Origin of the sequence: Fibrobacter sp. UWB10 (assembly GCF_900182935.1) — a bacterium.
In the GTDB taxonomy this organism is placed as follows: domain Bacteria; phylum Fibrobacterota; class Fibrobacteria; order Fibrobacterales; family Fibrobacteraceae; genus Fibrobacter; species Fibrobacter succinogenes_O.
In genome coordinates this window covers 60,642-81,762 of record NZ_FXUE01000005.1, presented here as the reverse complement: position 1 = coordinate 81,762, position 21,121 = coordinate 60,642, and the positions used below count along the sequence as shown (strand labels likewise).

At 49.4% G+C, this 21,121-nt stretch carries 12 protein-coding genes; 5 read left to right on the top strand and 7 right to left on the bottom strand.

Going from position 1 to position 21,121, the window contains the following annotated elements:
- Positions 1–2 precede the first annotated feature (2 nt).
- The 5 genes from QOL41_RS11825 to QOL41_RS11805 form a co-directional block, all read right to left on the bottom strand.
- Positions 3–2,417 (bottom strand): DUF3536 domain-containing protein, encoded by a 2,415-nt coding sequence (locus tag QOL41_RS11825; protein WP_283429926.1) that lies wholly within the window; start codon positions 2,415–2,417, stop codon positions 3–5.
- 107 nt (positions 2,418–2,524) lie between these two features.
- Positions 2,525–4,387: a glycosyl hydrolase gene (locus QOL41_RS11820; RefSeq protein ID WP_283429925.1), complete on the bottom strand. Its 1,863-nt coding sequence runs from the start codon at positions 4,385–4,387 to the stop codon at positions 2,525–2,527.
- Positions 4,388–4,516: 129 nt separating this feature from the next.
- The gene (locus tag QOL41_RS11815) at positions 4,517–6,268 is read right to left on the bottom strand and encodes a glycosyl hydrolase (RefSeq protein WP_283429924.1); all 1,752 of its coding nucleotides are present in this window, start codon (positions 6,266–6,268) and stop codon (positions 4,517–4,519) included.
- Between the two features lie 125 nt (positions 6,269–6,393).
- Complete coding sequence (locus tag QOL41_RS11810) at positions 6,394–8,709, bottom strand: glycosyl hydrolase (protein WP_283429923.1); 2,316 nt, start codon at positions 8,707–8,709, stop codon at positions 6,394–6,396.
- A 166-nt stretch (positions 8,710–8,875) separates the two neighbouring features.
- Positions 8,876–9,901, bottom strand: coding sequence for an aldose 1-epimerase (locus QOL41_RS11805; RefSeq protein ID WP_283429922.1), 1,026 nt, complete (start codon positions 9,899–9,901; stop codon positions 8,876–8,878).
- Positions 9,902–10,033: 132 nt separating this feature from the next.
- Between QOL41_RS11805 and mnmE the strand changes: the two genes are divergently transcribed.
- The gene (gene mnmE, locus QOL41_RS11800; RefSeq protein WP_283429921.1) at positions 10,034–11,440 is read left to right on the top strand and encodes a tRNA uridine-5-carboxymethylaminomethyl(34) synthesis GTPase MnmE; all 1,407 of its coding nucleotides are present in this window, start codon (positions 10,034–10,036) and stop codon (positions 11,438–11,440) included.
- Positions 11,430–12,302: a GRP family sugar transporter gene (locus QOL41_RS11795; protein ID WP_283429920.1), complete on the top strand. Its 873-nt coding sequence runs from the start codon at positions 11,430–11,432 to the stop codon at positions 12,300–12,302. Before mnmE ends, QOL41_RS11795 begins: the two co-directional genes overlap by 11 nt.
- 19 nt (positions 12,303–12,321) lie before the next feature.
- On the opposite strand, the gene QOL41_RS11790 is transcribed toward QOL41_RS11795, so the two are convergent.
- Both QOL41_RS11790 and QOL41_RS11785 read right to left on the bottom strand, forming a co-directional pair.
- Positions 12,322–14,448, bottom strand: a complete 2,127-nt coding sequence (locus QOL41_RS11790; protein WP_283429919.1) for a glycoside hydrolase family 9 protein — start codon at positions 14,446–14,448, stop codon at positions 12,322–12,324.
- Between the two features lie 100 nt (positions 14,449–14,548).
- Positions 14,549–14,719 (bottom strand): type II toxin-antitoxin system RelB/DinJ family antitoxin, encoded by a 171-nt coding sequence (locus QOL41_RS11785; protein WP_283429918.1) that lies wholly within the window; start codon positions 14,717–14,719, stop codon positions 14,549–14,551.
- Between the two features lie 526 nt (positions 14,720–15,245).
- Between QOL41_RS11785 and QOL41_RS11780 the strand changes: the two genes are divergently transcribed.
- Genes QOL41_RS11780 through QOL41_RS11770 form a run of 3 tightly spaced genes read left to right on the top strand, consistent with a single transcriptional unit; the run spans position 15,246 to position 21,119 of the window.
- On the top strand, positions 15,246–16,817 hold the full coding sequence (locus QOL41_RS11780; RefSeq protein WP_283429917.1) for a type I restriction-modification system subunit M: 1,572 nt from the start codon (positions 15,246–15,248) through the stop codon (positions 16,815–16,817).
- The gene (locus tag QOL41_RS11775) at positions 16,804–17,955 is read left to right on the top strand and encodes a restriction endonuclease subunit S (protein WP_283429916.1); all 1,152 of its coding nucleotides are present in this window, start codon (positions 16,804–16,806) and stop codon (positions 17,953–17,955) included. The genes QOL41_RS11780 and QOL41_RS11775 overlap by 14 nt, the downstream gene beginning before the upstream one ends.
- 5 nt (positions 17,956–17,960) lie before the next feature.
- Positions 17,961–21,119 (top strand): type I restriction endonuclease subunit R, encoded by a 3,159-nt coding sequence (locus QOL41_RS11770; protein ID WP_283429915.1) that lies wholly within the window; start codon positions 17,961–17,963, stop codon positions 21,117–21,119.
- Positions 21,120–21,121 lie beyond the last annotated feature (2 nt).

The following is a 21,121-nucleotide window of genomic DNA, read 5'->3' as shown; positions in this document are numbered from 1 at the left end:
TCTTATACCTCAAAGTTCAGCCAGCTGAACATGGGCTTGAGGCCCGCAATCTTGCTGGTCGGGTACTTCACATATTCCTGGTATGCAGGGAATACCTTGTTTTCGAGGCTAGTCTTGTCGATGCCGAGGCCAAGCCAGTCGGCCACTGTAATGAGGCCTGTAATGTGCTTGACGGCAGCTGGATCGAATTTCTCGAATACGGAATCAATCAGTTTCACGAGCTTGGCATGGAACATGCGGCCCGTACCGCCGAACGAGAAGTGGGTGTGCAATGCCTTTGCTTCTTCGATCAGATCCTTAATTTCGTCAAAGACCTTCTGGTCGTCGTTTTCCATGTAGGCGAGTGCCAGATGGTGAATCTTGGAGTTGATTTCGAGCGAAAGGATTTTGCGCATGGTGTCCGGCAGGGTATGGTCGGGGTCGGCCAGACTGTCGATTGAAAGACCGTGCGAAAGCGCGAAACTCGAGAACGATTCCGTAATTTCGTTCAAGTACTTCTTGGTCGAAATCTGGTTGATGCGCTTGATCGAGTCGCTCATGAGGTTGCGCATACGCACCACGTAGGCGGTGGGGTAGGTGGCCTGCAGCTCCTGCGTGCTCATGTTCGGGTCTTTGACAATTTTGAGGCCATTCTGTTCGTTTTCACCGTCGGCAACGACCAAGTTAATGCGGCCGAGTGTGTCGGTAATGGCGAGTACGGTCGAAATACGGCGTTCGTTGATATACTTGTCGTAATACTCGGTACGTACAAGCGTCTGGCGCTTGCGCGATGCAATCTTGGTTGCGACAATTTTCTTGTTCTGTTCGTTGTCGTCTTCCAGATGTAAGTGGAACATGGCAGCCTGTTCGGCCATTTCCTTTACGATGGACGGAACCTTTTCTTCGGCGTAGTTTGTAAACACCTCGGCTCCATTCCACTTATGTTCGTTACTTGTGGCGCGGGCAAGAATGCTGATGAATTCGTTCTTGATATGGTGACCATACGGCAGGAACGGTTCCAAGAGCTCCATGGCACGCAGGGCGTAACGCATGTTCTGCACCGGTTCCAAACCTTCGATGTCGTTAAAGAACCAGCCGCAGCTTGTAAAGCTGAACAGGCAGAACTTCTGGATTTCAAGCAGGCGAATAGCCTTCGCGCACATATCCGGGTCGTTTGGGTTCTTGACGGTCTTGGCAAGGAAATCCTTGATGCGGGATTCGTCTTCGGGTGCGACTAGAACTTCTACAAAGTTATTGCGGGCATCCCACGGGTTCACATTCGAAATCTTTTCGAATTCGCGGTAGAAAATGTCGTCGGCGAGTTTTTTCAAGTGGTTGAATGCGTCGCGTAACGGACCGCGCCATTTCTGGTTCCAGCCCGGGCCACCGCCTGTCGAACATCCGCAATCGCGGTACCAGCGGCCAACTCCGTGAGCGCAACTCCAGGCGCAACCTTCGCTGTAGAAGTTCTTGAGTAATACTTCATGCTGTGGCGGGAACTTTTCCAAGTACCAGCCGTAGTTTACCGGTTCCATGTTGTTTTTCGGTGCGTAGTGGTTGAAAAGCCAAGCTGCGCACATGTCGCCAAACGGTTCGTGGTGGCCGTAGCTTTCACCATCGGTACCAATGCTTACCAGCTGCGGGTCGTTGCGCTTTTCATCCCAAGCGCCTTTAATGCGGTTGCCGAAGGTGCTTGCATCGCGGAGCAAGTGCTCAAAGCCCACTGCCGACGAAAGCGTCGGGTTGTAGAAGAATACATCTAGGTAGCCGTCGCAAACGATTACGCCGTCTTTGTTGCGCGGGTAAATGCGGTAGGGGCGGGTCGTATCGATATTAGTATTGCTGCAATCGATCCAATCATTATCGCCCAACTTGCGGAATTTGTCGGCCTGTGTGGGTGAAAGAATCGTGTACTTGATACCGGCTTTGATGAGTTCCACTACCGTTTCGAGATTGATGGCGGTTTCGGCGAGCCACATGGCTTCGGGCATACGGCCAAAGTGGAACTTGAAATCTTCAATACCCCAGCGGATCTGCGTCTTTTTGTCTTCGGCAGATGCGAGCGGCATAATGATGTGGTTGTACACCTGCGCAATTGCGTTGCCGTGACCATTCAGACGTTTCATGCTACGCTTGTCGGCTTCTTGAATGCGCTTATAGGTGTCAGGTGCATTCGTGCGGATCCAACCCATGAGAGTCGGACCAATGTTAAAGCTCATAAAATCGTAGTTGTTGACAATATCGACAATACGTCCGTTCGGTCTCAAAATACGGCTGGCGGAATTCGGACTATAACATTCACTTGCAATGCGGTCGTTCCAGTCGTGGAAGGGGCGTGCGCTCGGCTGATTCTCGATAACGCCTGTCCAAGGGTTTTCACGAGGAGGCTGGTAAAAGTGACCGTGGATCGTAAAATAAAGGGGGTGCTTCTTTTCCATGTTAACAAATATAAAAAATAGTAGGCGGTAGGCAGTAGACAGTAGACAGAAGGACTCGCTTGAGCGAGTCCTTGTTCATAAGAAATTGGAAAATTTTTTGGCTTAGTCTACTTCACCCTAATTCTCTGTGCGTAGCTTGCGGTGCCGTTCTTGGCGCGTATGATGTAGTTGCCGCTGGCGATGCCGTCGAGGCTGAATTGCAGGGTGCCTGCGGGCAGGTTGCCCTTGGCGAGGCTTGCTACTTTGTGTCCGAGCATGTCAAAGAGTGCGATGCTTGTGTGGCCTGCCTGCGGAATGGTGATGTTCAGGTTGTTGTCTTGCAGCGTGATGTTTAATTTGTTTGGAATTCGGTTGAAAGCTCTTGTGGTAACTTCGGCGATGTATTTGTCCCAGCCGGGCATGTCGTCGAGAGCGATAATGCGTTCGTCATCTAGATTGCGCTTCCACATGTCGGCAGGAGTCTTTTCCAAGAAGTTTCCGCTCCAGGTCTGGCTCCAAGTCATCCAGTAGCTCCAATAGGCCTTGTCTTCGGCAATGCTGTCGATGTCCGGAATGGCACCGTTTTCGCTCAAGGCAATCATCTTGCTTGTGCCCACGTCGCTCACAATCTTGTTGTAGTAATTGGCTGCAGAATTGTGGTCATTCAGCGGGTCGTAAATGTCGACTGCCACGATGTCCACGTATTCATCGCCAGGGTACCATGCTGCATTCAGGGCGCTGTAGTCGTAACCGAATTTCGGGTCGGTATTGATGTTCCAGACCCAAATCAGGTTGGTGAGCTTGTTGGTCTTGACCATGCGATTGAATACCAGGCGGTACAGCTGTACATAGCATTCGGCGCTAGCGGTACCCCACCAGAACCAGCCTCCGCTCGCTTCGTGCAAGGGACGCCATACGACGGCGATTCCCTTTTCTTCGAGCTGTTTGAAGTAGCCCGAAACAATGTCTACGTCGGCGACGATGTCCTTGTATTCTTGCGAGGTTTCGTCAAGTTCCTGGCATTGTTCGCCCTTGAAAGCCTTGGTGTAGTTAAAGCAGGTATTTGTGTTCGAAGTGCCCATGACGCCTTCGGTGCAGCCGGGGTTGTTAAAGCCTGCGGGAGTGCCCTGCGTGTAGAATACGGTGTCTTCGCCGACCTTCCAGTGCCAAGTATAAGTCGGAATGCCGCCCATGTTCCACAAGTCTTCGGTCATGAGCAGGTTGTTTTCGGTGTAGCCCTTGAACCAGCCTTCTTCATGGTGGCCGCCGGCGGCAAAGAGCATGTCGAAGCCGCCAATAGCGGGGTAGTGGCCGCTACGCTTGTAGAATTCGGCAATGTCGGTCTGGCCCTTCCACGAGACTTCTTCGTCGCTGAACTTGCAAGAGTCCGCGGGCGTGCAGCCACCAGGCGGAATGAGCCGCATGTTGCCGTAATCGTAGTTGAAATTCTGGTCGCTAATCATCATGCCGCTAACTGTCTTTTTGCCGAAGTTTTCGCGCAGGAAGGAGTAGAGTTTCTTGGCGCTTTCGCTTGCATTCGGCGTGACTGGTGCAGTTCCGATGTTGAATGTCGGGTCGGGGTGGCGTTCGACGGTAATGTAGTCCACGCCGAGAGCCTGGTTACCCACGGTAATCTTGTTTTCGCCGGCCTTCATTTTGGCCGATGCCGAAACCACGTAGCTCGAATCGCAATTGCGCGGGGTGGTAAGCATGGAGCCTACATCCACACCGTTGACCGCGATTTTAGAGGTGGTCCAGTCGTATTGCTTAATCAGGACCTTGGTGGTAATATCGTAGACGGCGGTTTCTTCGACCTTGACGGTGAACGTGATGCCGCTAGGGTCTGCGGTCTTTGCGTACTTTCCGCCCGAAAATTCGGCGCCTTCGGCAACGCTTGCGCCCGGCAAATCTTCGGCTTCGTACATGGTGGGGGCTGCAAAAGCAGACACCATAGAGAATGCGGACAGCGCCGCGAGTAATTTACATCCCATACAACACTCCTTAATTTATGCCTTAAATATACCTTCGAATGGCCGCGATTTTCATTTTGAAAGCAAAAAAGCGGAAAAGATGTTGTCTTTTCCGCAATAGCCTGAATGGCTTTTTTTAGTGAAATTTGCTTATTTTAGCGTGATTTTGTGGTTTTGTGTCAAACCGTTCGCCAGGACTTTCACTAGGTAAGGTCCGCGGGCGAGGCGAGAAAGCGCAATCGTGCCGTTTTGGCTCATCTTTTTCGCGAGCACGCGGATTCCTTGCAGGTCGTAAATCGAAACCTGGGCCATGCCGGCGTTCAGGTTCACCTGCAAATCGCGACCGACAAGCTGGATTGCTGGAGCCGCTTTCTTGGAGGTGGCGATGATGGTCGTCTGCATTTCGTACTTGTCCCAGCCGGGCATGTCTTCGAGTGTCAAGGTGTATTCGTTGTTCATGACGGTCTTCCAGCTTTCGGCATTGTTATCGTTTGCCCAGCCTTCCATGGCGTAGTCGCCGTACCACGGCATGAACCAACTCCAGTTTGCTCCATCGGCCTTCATTTCGTCGGGGTAGGGCACGGAGCCGTTTTCAGACAGTGTGACGATTTTCTTGGCGCCGTACATGTCTTTGACTTTTTCGAAAGAGCTGATGAGCGATGCGTGATTCGATTCGCGCGGGTAGTAATAGTAGTCGCGACCAACCACGTCTACGTATTCGTCGCCGGGATACCAATCCAGTGCATCGGGCGCTTCGTCGGTTGTCCAGACCCAAATCAGGTTATGGAGCCCCTTCTTGTTCACAAAAGTGTCGAACATGAGCTTGTACAGGGCTACGCAGGCTTTTGCGCCGTCGGTGCCCCACCAGAACCATTTGCCGCTTGCTTCGTGAAGCGGACGCCACAGCACGGCAACGCCTTCTTTCTGGAGCGTGAGCAGCGAATCGGCGATCATTTCCATGTCGCGCATAATGGCCTTGTATTCGTCGCTGTCGGTTTTCCACTTGCCGGTGGTGGTGTCGTAGGCAAGGCCGATGCTGAATTCAGTGTAAGGGTCGTTTCCGCTAGAGAAAGTGTAGAAGGCTTCTACGCTGTGCATCGGGTCTTTCCAATGCCAGTTGAATTGCGGAATGCCGCCCTTCTTCCATACGGTCTTTGCCATTTCCAAGGAGGCATGCGTGTAGCCCTGATACCACTGCTGATCGGAATTCTTGCCGGAGGCATGCAAGAAGTCGAAACCGACGAGAACCACGTTCTTGCCGCTAGCCTTGTTGATGTAGCTGAGTTCAGTCTGGGTGTCAAAATCCTGCGGGGTGTAATTGCCGTCGTTTTCGAAGGGGCGTTCGGTCATTACACCGCTAATGACTTTCTTGCCAAAGTTCGTGTACAAGAAGTTGTAGAGCTTCTGGGCGCTTTCGGTAGGTTCCGGAGTGACGGGCTTGGGACTGATGTTCCAAGGAGTTGCTTCGAATTCGGTGATTTCGATGTAGTCGATGCCGACCCATCCCCAGGAATGGACAATCCCGATTGCGTTTTCACCTTTTTTTAGCTTGATTTTACCTGCCGCCTTGAGGACCTTAAAATCATCGGAAACTCCGAAGGTCACCTGACCGGCGGAGCTTCCGTTCAAAGTCAGATTCTGGGTCTTGCTGCCGCGATCGGTGGGGAGCTTGTAGCTCACATACAGCGTGTAGTAGCCGTCGCTAGGCATGTTGACGGTGAATGCAAGGTCGCCTTCGCCCATTTCCACATACTTGCCGCCCGAGGCGTTTGCATCTGTAGTGATTTCAAGTTTGTGGTCGTCGGCGGGCACGGCAGATTCGGCTTCAACGCGAATGGCTGCGGCCATGGAGTAGGTCGAAAATGCGAGCGCTGTTGCGGTCAAAAAATGATAGGTATTCATACAACCTCCGGTTCCATTTTAAAATACATTATTTTCCCCGAAATTGAAAATTCATTGTTCAAATAGAAGAATCCCCGCGGCAAACTTGCGTCAACCACGGGGATTCAGGAGTCATGAAGAGAAACTTACTTGATTAAGACCGGCTGGGTGGCGGCAAGGCCTGCGCCCTTGACGCGCACAATGTAGCGGCCCTTGGGCATATCGGCGAGGCTGAATGCGCTTGTGCCTGCGGCGAGGTTGCCCTTGTAGAGAGTTGCCACGCGCTTGCCGTTCATACCGAATACTTCGACAGATACGAGGCCAGCCTTTGCAGTCGTGAGAGAAACGGTCTTGCCCGAAACGCTCAGCTTGGCGGCGGAGCCAGCCTTGGCGACAACCGGCTTGAATGCGGCGGGTGCGCCAGTTTCGTCGACAAGTTCAATCTTTGCAATCTTGGACTTGCTCTGCGTTGCAGCCTTGAAGAGTTCAGAGGTCTTGTCGAAGGCGGAAATCACCTTGCCGTTGTCGGCGACGAGTTCGTCGAAGATTATGGTTCCTTCGAAGCCCACGGCCGCAACCATCAGCGTTACAGAGAAGAGCTTGTCGAGGTCCATGGGGTGTTCCACTTTATCATCATCTTCGTACTTGGTAATGTCAAATTCGCAAGTCGAAGATGCGCCGTCGTTAATCCAGCAGCCGGTCGAAGGCGACATTTCCCACGTCCAACCGTCGTCTTCCATACCGTTGCGGACAAAGGCGAGACCAACCCAGATGCCTCCGTCTGCACCGCCGGAACCGTTATTCGTAATCTTGAGAGAAACCGTCGTTGCACCAGTGAGGTTGGGAACCTTTTGAAGTTCAATGTTTGCACCACTGTCGTTCAAAGCCTTGTAGGTCACGGCCATCATCAGGTTCTTGTAGTCTTCTTTCTTGGAGGTGTCTGCGTCGAACTTGGCGCTTTCACTTGCAGTCGGGCAAACCTTCGTAGCAGAGGTTGCTTCGGCGTAGTTTTCCCAACCCGGCATTTCGTCAAGAGTGATAATGCGTTCGTCGGCGAGGTTCTTTGTCCACACTTCGGCAGAAGTCTGGCTAACGTAGCCGCCGTTCCAAGACGGAGATTCGTACCAGGGCATCCACCAGCTCCATGTTGCACCATCAGTGTACATGTTGTCGACGTCAGGAATCGGGCCGTTTTCGCTGAGCGAAATAATCTTGTTGGTGCCGCCCTTGTTTGTGAGGTCAATGAATGCAGCGCTGTTGCTCTGGTGATCATTTGCCTTGTTGTAAATGTCAATGCTCAACACGTCATAGTAGGTTTCGCCCGGAGTCCAAGACATTGTGGCGGCATCCTTCGGGTTAAAGTCCCAAATCAGGTTGTTCACGCCGTTCTTGAAGACCATGCGTTCGTAGACCAACTGGTAAAGGGCTGCGAACTGCTTGCCAGTATTGACGCTCCACCAGAACCAGTTTCCACCGGATTCGTGCAACGGGCGGAAGATGGCGGCGACGCCTTCTTTCTGAAGGTCAAGGAAAATGTTAGAAACGAGGTCAATGTCACCGACAATGGCCTTGTACTGGGCGGAAGTCGTATCCCATGTAGTGGTGCCCTTGACGAATGCTTCGGAGAAGTCAAATTCGGTATTGTTGGTCTTGTTGCCGTTAGCGGTGTAGAATTCTACTTCGTCGCCCGGGCGCCAGTGCCATGTGACAGCCGGAATGCCGCCTTTTTTCCAAATAGACTTGGCGATATCAATAGCCTTTTCGGTGTATTCCTTGAACCAAGAAGATTCCTTGTTAGCGCCGGTGGCGTTCATCAGGTCGACGCCGACGAGTGCCGGGTACTTGCCGCCAGCTGTATACACTGCTTGAACGTCTTCGTGCAGGGTCGCATCGCCCTTGGTGTAGGCGTCCATGTTGCCGGTCATTACACCGGAAATAGTCTTCTTGCCAAAGTTGTTGACCAAGAAGTTGTAAAGCTTAACTGCAGACGGGGTGGCGTTCTTGGTGACAGGAGCGTTGCAAAGTGTGAATGCCTTTGCTTCGTATTCCTTGACTTCGATGTAGTCCACATCGATCCAGCCCCAGCTATTGGTAATGGCGATTGTGTTTTCGCCTGCGGCAAGATTCATAACCGTTTCAACGTCGGCGAACTTGCCCTTTTCGGTTTCTTCAAATGTAACGGCAGAAGAGGTGCTTCCGACAACGACATTGTTGATTTTGGAAGTACCGTAGTTGTTCATGTAATGGATGACGATCGTGTACTGGCCCGCTTTTTCAACGGAAACAGGTGCAAACGTAAGGTTGCCACTTTTCAGCTGGACAACCTTGCTGCCCGATGCGGCGGAAACGGTGGCGACTTCGGCGCCATCAGTGGCCGTGCCGTCTTCGGCTTCGTACTGCGCAGCGCTTGCTGTTGCTGCGGCGGCGAGACCGAAAGCGAGAATCGTTTTTGTGAATTTCATAACATGCTCCTATATTTTCGTCAAGGAAAATAGGTTTTGTAGAGTGCATTTCAAAGCATATTTTGAATAGCGTTGAATAAATCGTTGGGTAATTCTCAACAAAAAAATCCGCTTTTTCAAGCGGATTTCGATAATTAATGTTTACTAGATGCTTTGAATTCGCGTATTAAAGCTCAATTCCCGTCTTTTCGTGGAAATGGAAACCGAACGTAAATGTGCGTTCTTCACCAGGCGGGATCACAATGAGGCCACGGTGGTGATTCAATGCATCGGGTTCCGTTGTCATGGGCTCGATAGCGATGCTCATGCGGTCAGGTGGCGTATAAATCTGGATGGCATTGTACTGCTCAACGCCAGCCTTTTGCCAAATGTCAAGCGTATAGCGGTCGCTTTCGAGCGAAACATGGGCGTTGTTGATAAAATCAGAGCCGTCAGCCTGCAATTCCGTGACATCTTTTTTGAGACAGAAACAGTTGTTGATGAATTCGTCATTGATTTTGCGACCGTTTTCAAAACGCGTGTCGTCTTTGTATTGTCCGGTGGGGAGGTCTGCCTTGTCCAACAGGGCGAGCGAGCAACTGGGCAATTTCATGGTTAGGTTGTCAATCTTTTCGCCCAAAGTAAAGTACGGGTGCCAGCCTTCGGAATAAGGCATGTCGGTGTTACCGATGTTCTTGACGGTCGAAGAGATAGAGACGCTTTCGCCTGTAAAGGTGATGGCGTTGGTGGCTCGGAAGGGGAACGGAAAACCGGCGAATGCGCCTGGCCAGTCGCAAGTGAATACGGCGGTGCAGCTGTCGTTTTCGCTTTCAAAGGAATCGAATTCCCATTCTTTGTCTTGCAAGAATCCGTGCAGGGCGTGCGGAGCCCAGCTTACATTATTCATGAGTTCGTAGGTCTTGCCCTGCCAAGTGAATTTTGCATAAGCGGTGCGGCCCGGGAAGGGCGTGAGTCTGCAGCCGGCGTTGGTGTCCGGCGAAATTTTCCGCAGGGTGGCTTCGTCCTTGTAGCCGTACAGCAGGTCAAGCATGGTCGAGGTACGGGTATTTTGCGTGTTTTCTACGGGGACTCGCCAACCGTTGAGTCCTCCGCCAAAGCCGCTCAAGATTTCAAATTCGGCTCCGTCATCGCGTTGAAGAACAAAACAGGGAATGGTGCCCAGGGGGCGGAAAATTAGTTTGAATTGACTCATACGGCAATAAATGTACAATAAATAAGGGAAAAATGCCCCGTTGCAACAATCAAATAAGAAAATATTAAAATACAATGTGACGATTTTCATACTTAAATGAAGGTCCCGTAAGCTTTTGCTATCTTTCGCCGCATGGATTCCCAGACGATTGTAGCCCCGATGACGCCAGCTGGCGTGAGTGCCGTGGCAGCCCTCCGCGTGAGTGGCTCGCAGGTGCGTTTGGTGGTGGAACGCCTGTTTGGAACAAAGGCTGTTAAGGGACTGGTGCCCCGTATGGCGAATCTCGGTACTGCCCGCGACCCGGAATCGGGCAAGGTTCTCGATAGCCTTCTGTACATTTATTTTGAATCGCCGAATTCTTATACCGGCGAAGATGTGCTGGAACTTTATCCGCATGGAAACCCGCTGATTGTACGCGACTTGCTGCAGGCAATCCGCAGCATCGAGGGCGTGCGCCTGGCTGAACCTGGCGAATACACGCGCCGTGCCTTCTTGAATGGCAAAATGGACTTGACCCAGGCCGAATCGGTGGCCGACGTGATTCACAGCGCGAACCGCGCGGAACTGGAAAACGCCCACCGCCTGCTTTCGGGCGCGCTTTCGAAAAAGATTGCTACGCTTACGGCGCAAGTGAAAGATATTTCGGCCCGTCTCGAGCTCGATGTGGATTTTGCCGAAGAAGAAGCCGACCCCGATTATGACGGCTGGCAAGAAAAGTTTGAAAATATCCGCACGACAATCCTGCAGATTTTGAACAGCTTCCGCGGTAAGGCAAATCTGAGCAGGCTCCCGCTGGCCGTTCTTTACGGTGCCCCGAATGCGGGCAAGTCGAGCTTGGTGAATGCGCTCCTCGGCGAAGACCGTGTGCTCGTGAGCAATGTTCCGGGCACCACGCGCGATTTTGTCGAAGTCCGCCTGTTTTTAGATGGCGGTGAAGTCCGACTGGTCGATACCGCAGGCATTGCAGAGCATGCCACCGACGAACTCGATGCGCTCAGCATGAAAAAGTCCCGCGAGATTTTGGAAGAAGCGGACCTCAAAATTTTAGTCCTCGACGGTACAGACGAGAGAACGGACGGAGCCCTACAGACGAGAGACGAGATTATACCTGATTTTATTGTCGTTTCCAAGAGCGATTTGACGTCTTGTCATCCTGAGCTATACGAAACTAAGAACTTTAGTTCTCAAGTTGAGTTATCCTCTTTGGGGAAAGCAAAGCGTGTCGAAGGATCTCTCTGCATTTCTTCGAAAACGGGTGCGGGCCTTGCCGAACTCAAGAGCGTCATGAATGCCGCCTTGTTCAAAAAGTCTGACAACGCCGAAGACCTCTGGATTACCAGTGAACGTGAAAAGGCTTGCCTCGAAGACGCTTACGCCGGCGTGAACCGCGTGCTCGATTTGCTCCGGAGAAATCCGGCAGTGGAATTGCTTGCGTTTGAAATGCAACTTGTGCGCAGGGCGCTCCAGAGTATAACGGGCGAAATTTCGTCCGAAGACATTTTACAATCTATTTTCGCGGGGTTCTGCATTGGAAAGTAGTTATATCGGTGCTTTGCTTGCCATTTTCATGTTTGGCTCCTACATGGTACCCCTTAAAAAATGGCCGAATTATTCTAGCTGGGCATACCTTTCGATGATGACCTTGGGCGCGCTTTTGAGTGCGCTTGTCGTGGCGTTCTATACGGGTACTTTCAATGTGCACCCGATTGGCGTGTTTTGCGGCCTGATGTGGGTCGTGGGCGGAGCCTTCTGTTTTTGGGCGGTGCAAGCCGAGGCTGACCTTGCGGGCGCTGGCGTGCGTTCCATGGGCGTGAGCATTCTGGCTTCGTTCCTTTCAGGCGTGCTCCTGTTCGGTGAACAGTCCAAGTTCTTCCTCTCGATTCCGGCGATTGCATGTTTTTTGATCGGGCTTTCGCGCTTGTCGCCGTCGCATGGTGGCTCCGTATTCAGGAATTGGCGCTCGCTTTTGGGCGGCCTTGCCTTCGGTACGTACCTGATTCCCTATAAGCTTGCTGTTCAGTCGGGCCTCTCGATGACCGATGTTGAATTCCTTTGCCCGTTTACCATCGGCATTTTTGTCGGCAGCCAGGCGCTGATTGCCGTGCTTGAAATTCGCCGTAAAAAGATGTTCGAATACAAGCTTGTGCCGAGCGTTGTCACCGTTTTGATGGGTGTGCTCTGGACGATCGGTATGCACGGCTGCTTCTGGGCTATTGATGTGAACGGTGCGCTTGGTTATGCCATTGGCTACCCGCTCACGCAGCTGAACTTGTTGGTGAACCTCGGCTGGGGTGTGTTCGTTTTCGGCGAATACAAAACGGCCCGCGAACGAATCAAGTTGCTCTTGGCGACCTTCATCATTCTCGCGGGCGCTGTGTTGCTAACCCTGTCGAAGGGCTAGCCGGGGCGTTTTCTCTCTCTTACTTTATTGCAATCTTCTTTGCTCCAAAGCCGTCAACCTTGACCATGTAGATACCGCTCTGCGCGTTGTCGAGGTTCAGCGTTGCGTGTCCGGCGGTAAGCTTTGCGGTTGCAATTTCTGCGCCATTGAGGCTCAATACCTGCACTTTTGCGGTTCCGCGGGCGTTCACCGTAAGCATGCGGCCCTGAGTCTGCACCGAGAATTTGGCGCTCGCGATAGCCTTAGGCTTGATTGCATCGGGGTTGTAAACCTTAATCGGATTTTCATCGTAGCGGGCGACTAGTGCGTTCAGGTACCAAGTGGTATGCGGTAACCACTGTTCAACCCAACGCCAGTTGTTCCAAGGTTCTTCGGGGTTAAAGCCTACGTAGGCAACTCCGTCGTCATCCCAAGCGATTCCCGAGCCGTCCGTGCTCTTGCCAGTAATGCCGTTTGCAATGCCGCCCTTGAGGGTTGCGTCGTAATCAGAGGTGCCGTCGTACTTGGCAGGATTCTTCTTACCGATGCCGTACATCATGCAAGTGCCGTAAGGGTTCTTGCCCAAAATCCAGTCGAGCTGGTCGGTTGCATACTTGGATATAGCTCCGGAATCAACGATGCTCAATGCGGTCTGTGTATAAGTAGCTGCGGCAGAAAGGCTTGCGAGACGAGCGTCTTCGCCCTGCCACCAATACTTGCTTTCGTTGTCGTGCGGAATAAAGAATCCGTCCTTGATGTTTCCGCCGGTCTTGTAGGTCTGGCGGGCGTAACCGAAGGGGTTTGCAACTTTGTTTGTGATGGTGGTGAGCCAGCTCAAGTGCTTGCGGACGGCCGCGAGTGCTGTCTTGTAGACAATTTCACCATTGGAGACTGAACAGTCGAATTCAGGGGGGCAAGGTTCGCGTTCAATCTGCATTTCTGCTTCGAGGAATCGTACCAATGCAATCAGCGGAAGTCCTGCGTCGCTTGCATGCCAGAACGGACGGGTCTTCGCGTCGTCGCTCCAGAAATAACCGTCATTGCTAATACGGTCGGCCAGGTGTCCAGCGCGGCTTTCCATATCGTTCATGTAGACACCTTTTCCCGTAGCGAGGAACAATTCTGTTGCCGCAAGGAGTGCGGTGTAGTCATCGATGATGTTTTCCTTGCCGTCGTCGCAGTAGGCGCAATTACCACCAATGCTCTGTTTTTCAGAGAGGTGTGCATAAGCTTTTTCGGCTGCAGCGAGGTACTGTTCGCTGGTGTAATCGCCTTTGACTCCAAGTTTTGCCACGCGGGCAAGGCCTGCGATTGCCATGCCACCGCCTTCGCGGAAAGCCGTCTGGTAATTATTGCTCTTTTTGCCGTCTTCGCCGCTAAAGGCACAAAGGGTTCGGTCTCCCATGCCCCAATTGTCGAACACCGTCATGTAGAAGAACCCCTGTTCGTCGAGCATGCGTACTAAGAAGTCTGCACCGTAGGCGGCTTCGTTGACGGTCTTGGCTTTGGAACTTGTCGATGCGAGCAACGTCGGAATGCGTTCTGCTGCATAGGCGAGCGACCATACCGTTAAGGGTATCTGTTGCGGGTTCAAGTAGTTTGCATAAGAAAGATGGCTAAGATACTTGCTCACGTCACCGCTTGCATCATACCAACCGCCGCGAACATCGCGCGTGACTCCAGAACTGCCGTAAACGGGAACCTTTTGGTCCCATTCGATAATGGGAGCCTTGTCGGCGCGGTCATCGTAGAAGTAGTCCAGCACCATGCCGAGTGTGCTCTTGGCAAGCTGGTTTCCACCTACGGTAAATTCTTGCGATTTAGAGGGGCTGCCCGTAACATCGTCAATGTAGTACGTTCCCTCATATAAAAAACCGTAGGGAATTTCGATGCGATAGTATTTTCCGCTTTTAGACCAATTGTCGGGATTTTCGCCTTTACCAAATACACCCTCCGCTAAAACTTGCGGGGGTAAACCTTGAGTTTGGGGCATGTTATCGCGCAAATAGTAAATGCTCCACTTGGTTCCTTCGAGTTCTTCGGTGCTTTGTACTACGGCCGAAAAGGGCTTGCCTAGGTCGTAGCCCGCCTCGTTAAGGAAAAACGTGTTATCCGCGAATGCGGAAGCCGCAATCGCAAAGGGGAGGAGTCTGCAAACTGTATTCATAGGCTTGAATATAATTTATTGACCCCTGAATATCAATAATCGGGCGTAAAAGTGTGTTTTCAGTCAAGTAAAATAAGATTTGCACGGGCCGCCATAAGAATTAGGGGACTTTCGGAACTTTTACTTCGAAAGGTAACCCGCGTCGCAATACAATTTGCCGCAGAAATATGGTAAGCGCCTGCGGCACTGTAAGCCCTAGCCCTTCGAGTATCGGTGTTGCCTGGGCTAATAATTCTGGGTCTATCAGCAAATTTTTAATGACTTTGCTCATGCTGTCTCCAATAAATAAAGATTCTGCATGGAATATACATTCGCGGCATGTTAATACGCAAGCCTATGAACTGTACAGAGAAAAGCCTTTGTTTGATGGGGGAAGATTCCCCCTCGCTGCAGCCCCTGCACGCCGGGTCTTACGCTACCCCCTCGCCTAGGGGCTTCGCCCCTAAGACCCCAAATTGTCTTGCCGCACTCGATGCGGCATCTCCTTTTCTCTTTGAAAAATCTATATTGCAGTTGACATAGCCTGTGGCGTAGAACCATAGGCAAACTGGTTTTTGAGATTCGTCTCTTATTCTTATCGCTGAAACTACCACTTTCAATTCGTACAAGAATAAGACGAACACTCACGTCCCATCTGGGGCGTGGGTCGTTTGTGCTTATTGTACGAAAGGGTGTGGTAGCCCGCAGCGATGATAGGCACGCTAAGCGACTCCACGCCTTTTTTGTTTTCCCGACATCTTAGGCCAAGGTCTTTGTGCGAATGAAGATGGATTTCGCCACTTTTGCTTGGAGATGTTATGGCGAAGGAAAAAAAGCAGGTATCGCTCGAAGCGGGACTTTGGGCTGCGTGTAACAAGTTGCGCGGAAGCGTGAGCGCCACGGATTACGTGAACGTCGTGTTGGGACTTTTGTTCCTGCGGTTTGCCTATGACAAGTTCGAAGCGCAACGTCGGGCTCTCCTTGCAAACGAAGACACGAAGGATTTCGTCAACAATCCGCGTTTTTACTCCAAGGAAAACGTGTTCTATCTTGAAGAGACGGACTGCTGGAACTACTTGCTCAAGAATTCCAAGAAGAACGAAATCTACAAGCAGATTGACGATGCGTTCAACAATATGGAAAAGAACAATCCGTCGCTCAAGGGTGCGCTTCCGATTGGCTTTTACCGCGACCTGCATATCGAGGCGAACAAGTTCTCTTCGCTGATGGACGAAATCAACAAGATGAAATACAGTACCGATGAAACGGACGATGTGATCGGTCGCGTTTACGAATATTTTTTGCGTAAGTTCTGCATTGCAGCAAAGTCCGAAAAAGGTGAGTTCTACACGCCGGGGAATATTGTCGAACTGATGACCGAAATCGTGCAGCCCTATACGGGTTCCGTTTTTGACCCGGCCTGCGGTTCGGGTGGAATGTTCGTGCAGTCGGCTGAATTTATCAAGCGCCACAAAGGCAACAAGAAGAACATTACCATTTACGGTCAAGAATCAAACGACAAAACTTATAAACTGGCTCGAATGAACCTGGCCATTCGCGGCTTGAATTGCAACTTGGGCGATACCGATGCTTCGAGTTTTACGAACGACAAACACAAGGACTTGAAGGCAGACTTCATCCTGGCTAATCCGCCGTTCAACCTGAAGAACTGGCGAACGGAAGAAGAACTGAAAAATGATGCGCGTTGGAAAGGCTACGAAGTTCCTCCCGTAAGCAACGCGAACTACGCGTGGATTTTGCACATGATTTCGCACTTGAGCTATAACGGGACGGCGGCGTTCCTTTTGGCAAATGGGGCGTTGAATGCTGATGGCGATGAATACAAGATTCGCAAGAAATTGATTGAAGAACACAAGGTAGAGGCAATTATCGTGTTGCCGAGAGATATGTTCTATGCGACGGATATTTCGGTGACGCTTTGGATTGTGGGTAATCACAAGAAAGAAAAGACCGTAAAACGCGACGGCAAGAATGTCAAGCTCCGCAATCGCGAAAACGAGATTTTGTTCATTGACGCTCGCCAGCTTGGTGATGGCGGCGCAAACGAAGACGGCTTTACCCTTTTGACGGAAGAAAGCAAGCAACGCATTGCGCAAACGCTTTTCAACTGGCAATCCCCTGATTGGAAAAATTTGTATAAGGACGAAGCGGAATATTGCTACTCTGCCCCAATGAGTGAAATCATTGAAAAGGATTATTCGCTTGTTCCGAGTAAGTATATCGAGTTCATTGACCACGACCTGGATATCGATTACAAGAAAGAGATGAAACGAATCCAAAAGGAAATGCAAGAAGTCATTGCCGAAGAAGTCAAGTCTCAAGAAATGCTTGTGAACGCATTTAAAGGGATTGGGTATGGGATTAAGTAATTTGACTACGTATAAATTGGGAGACTTGATTGAACCATTGGATGAACGGAATTCTGATGGGAGATATGGAGCCAATGATGTTCGTGGTGTTAGCAATCTAAAACAGATGATGCGTACAAAGGCGGATTTATTCGGTCGAGATTTAAGAAAATTTCAAATTGTAAAACCTGGATATTTTGTTTTTAATCATCGTACATCGCGTAATGGAAGCAAATTTAGTGTCACATACAATTACGATTCGGAAAATCATATCTTTACCGAGGACTATGTTGTTTTTCGAGTAAAAGAAAAATGTCTTACTACTTTATCTCCTAAATGGCTGTACATCTATTTTTGTAGAGCAGAATTTGATAGATATGTGATTACTAATTCTTGGGGTAGTTCAACTGAATTTTTTAATTGGGATGATTTATGCGATATCACAATCACGCTTCCTGATTTTCAGACACAGCAGAAGTATGTTGATATCTATGATGCAATGTGTGCAAACCAAAAGGCCTATGAAAAAGGCCTTGATGACCTGAAACTCACCTGCGACGCCTACATTGAAGAACTCCGCCGCAAAATGCCCTGCGAAAAAATAGGTCCGTATATACAAGAATGTGATAGTAAAAATTCAATAGGCCTGACCATTGATTCTGTAAGAGGCATCGCCACAAGTAAGGAATTAATACCAACAAAAGCAAATATGGATGGTGTTAGTCTTGAAAATTATAAAGTAGTAGCGCCTTTACAAATTACATATGTTCCAGATACTTCAAGACGTGGTGATAAAATCTCTCTTGGAATTAACAAATCAGACAAACCGATATTGGTTTCTTCCATATCTATTGTGTTTGAAACAGAAAAGAAATCATTGCTTTCTGAATATTTGATGCTTTTCTTTGTTAGATCCGAGTTTGACCGTTACGCTCGTTTTAACTCTTGGGGGTCTGCTCGCGAGACTTTTGATTGGAATGCACTCTGTGATTACAAAATTCCGATACCTGATATAACAACTCAAAAGAATATTGCCGAAATTTACAAAGCATTTAATATTCGAAAAGATTTAAACGAAAAACTCAAACAGCAAATCAAGAACATCTGTCCCATCCTAATCAAGGGTGCTGTCGAAGAAGGTAAATCCAAAAGAGGTTAACGCCTATGGCCAAGTTTTGCGAAAATGAATTCGAGCAGGCTGTTCTTGAAAAGTTCGAGAACAATTCCTGGGAATACCTTTGCGGCTACGATATCAGCCGTGAGTTGGATTCGCCCATTCTTGAGCAAGACCTTCGCACTTACTTGGACCAGAATTATGATTCGCTTTCGGATAACGAATTTAGCCAAGTTGTCAGTTACATCACGGAATATTCAAACCAGTCGCTTTATCGAGCTTTAAAAGAAACCTACAAGCGTATTTTCAAGGGTTTTGACCTTTCGCGAGACGATGGTTCAAGGCTGTTTATCAATTTCTTTGACTTTGGCGACGATGCTGAAACCAACAACATTTTCCGCGTTGTAAACCAGTTTGAATTCCAGGAATATAAACTACAACGCCCTGACATAGTGCTGTTTATCAACGGCATTCCTGTTTCCGTTATTGAGCTAAAGAATCCAGCCGATGATTCCGTAACCATTGCTGACGCATACGAACAGACGCATATCCGCTATGCCCAGAATATTCCTTCGCTAATGAAGTTTGACTTTATCAATATCATCAGCGATGGTGCAAACAATAAATACGGAGCGTTGTTCAGCCCATACGAATTCTATTTCAAGTGGAAACTCAAGGAAGGCGATGCTTACAGAAGTGCCGATGGCCCGCAGGGAATAGACAACATTATCGAAGGCATTTTTGAACGCCGCACATTATTGAATTTTTTGCGCAATTATATCTATATTCCTGACAATAGCGATAAGAATCTCGTTATCTTGCCCAAATACTATCAGTATTATGGTGCTGAGGCGATGTTCAAGGGCATCGTCAAGGAATATGCGGCAAATACACACAAGGGTGGCACGTTCTGGGGTGCGACCGGCTGCGGAAAATCGTATATCATGCTGTTCCTCGCAAAAAAGATTACGACCTACGAGGAATTTGACAAGCCGACCGTCATCATGCTTACGGACCGCAATGATTTGGACGACCAGCTGTCCGAAGATTTCGAAAACGCCAAGGAATACTTTGTAGAAGCGAATACTCTGCAAATCAAGAACCGGCCAATGCTGACACAAAAATTGAAGGATGTCCAAAGTGGCGGTGTTTACCTGATGACTATTCAAAAGTTCAGGGAAGACCTGAACTTGCTCAGTGACCGCAGGAATATCTTCTGTATTTCTGACGAAGCGCACCGAACGCAAACGAATGTGAACAGTAAAATCGTGATGTCGCAAACCAAGGGCGCAAAGACGGTTTACGGTTTCGCGAAATACTTGCGAGATTCGTTCCCTAATGCCACTTATATAGGCTTTACCGGCACACCCGTAGATGCAACTTTGCAAGTCTTTGGAGACATCACCTTCAAGTACACGATGTTCCAGTCGAAAGAAGACGGCGCAACGGTCCAGATTTCCCGATTGAACGGTCCGCGAGAAGTTCAATTAAACGAACGTCAAGCTGAAATTTGCGATAAGTTTTACGAATCTATGGCAAATGCAGGCACAAACCCGGACCAGATTCAACAATCGCAACGGGATATGCTCAAGATCAAGACAATTCTGGGGGCTACAAGTCGCCTTGATATTGTTGTCAATCACTTTATTGGCCATTATGAAAAACGTTGCCGTGAAAATGCTACCGTAAACGGCAAGGCAATGTTTGTGTGCTATGACCGTGAAATCGGGCTTGAAGTCTATAAACGCATCAAGACGCTCCGCCCGGAATGGTTTGAAAAACGCAAGTGCGCGCCTGAATACGACGGAAATGAAATTAGCCGCGATGCGATGGACATTGAAAAGGTCAAGTTCGTCTGTAGCGGCTCCAAGAATGATACCGCCGAAATGAAGGCGATTATCGGGACCGATGATGACCGTAAAAACTACGCCAAGGAATTCAAGAATGAAAAATCGAATTTCAAAATAGTCATTCTTGTCGATATGTGGATTACCGGTTTTGATGTCCCTTCGCTTGACACAATGTATCTTGACAAGCCCGTAGAACGGCATAACCTAATTCAGACGATTTCCCGTGTGAACCGAGTTTTCAAGGGAAAAGAATACGGGTTGATTGTTGACTACATCGGTCTTGAATCGTCTATCGCAAAAGCGATGAAGTTGTATAATGGCGATATCAAGCCTGTTAACGGAACAGATGCTGCCCTCGTCATCTTCAAGGATTTCTTGCAAAAGACGATGGACTTGATGAATGATGTGGATTATAGCCGGTTCTTTGAAGAGACGGCTACGCCTCTTGAACGGTTGGATATCATCAACAAGGGTGTTGAATTTGTAATGGCGTTCAAGGAACGTCGCGACCGTTTTATGGGCTTTACGCAACGCGCCAAGAAAGCGTTTGATGTGTGTATCGGTCACGATCAAATTACAGAGCATGAAGTCGATATATTGCATTACTTCTTGTGTGTCCGTTCCGTAATTTTCAAGATGACCATTGGCGATACGCCCGATGCCACTTTGATGAACAAGAAAATTGCAGAACTTGTGGATAAGGCCATCTGCTCGTCATACGAAGGTAAGGATTTCACATTTGATGATTCTGCAAAAGACGATGTGCAAAACTTGTTCAGCGACGAATTTCTGGAAAAACTGAAGAAAATAAAATTCCCGAATACGAAATACTTCGCGCTGGTCAAGTTGCTGAAACGCGCCATCAAGGAATTTGGCAAGACAAATATGCTGAAAGCCGCTGAATTCTCAAAACGCCTGAAAAACATCATTGACCGCTATAACAGCCGCAACGAACTCAGCGAAGTTCAAGAAATTATCGAAGAAACCGTTGACAATCTTAGTGAAGAACTTGAAAAAGTATTCAAGGATTTGAAGAAGGAAAAGAGCTCCTTTGAAGAAATGGGAATTTCCTACATCGAAAAGGCTTTCTACGACATCCTTGTTGCTGTCGCTGACGAACACAATTTCCGTAAGGCCCTGACCGAAGAAACCTATATCGAACTAGCCCGAAAAATCAGGGAACTCGTCAATGGCAAGGCGAAATATGCAGATTGGACCAATCGGCAGGATATCCGCGACGAACTCTATTCCGACTTGGCTGTACTTCTGAGAAAGAACGGTTATCCGCCAACCGTAATTGACGAAGCCTACGACGAAGTCTTGAAGCAGGTTGAGAATTTCAAGAAATATGAAGAGTAGGA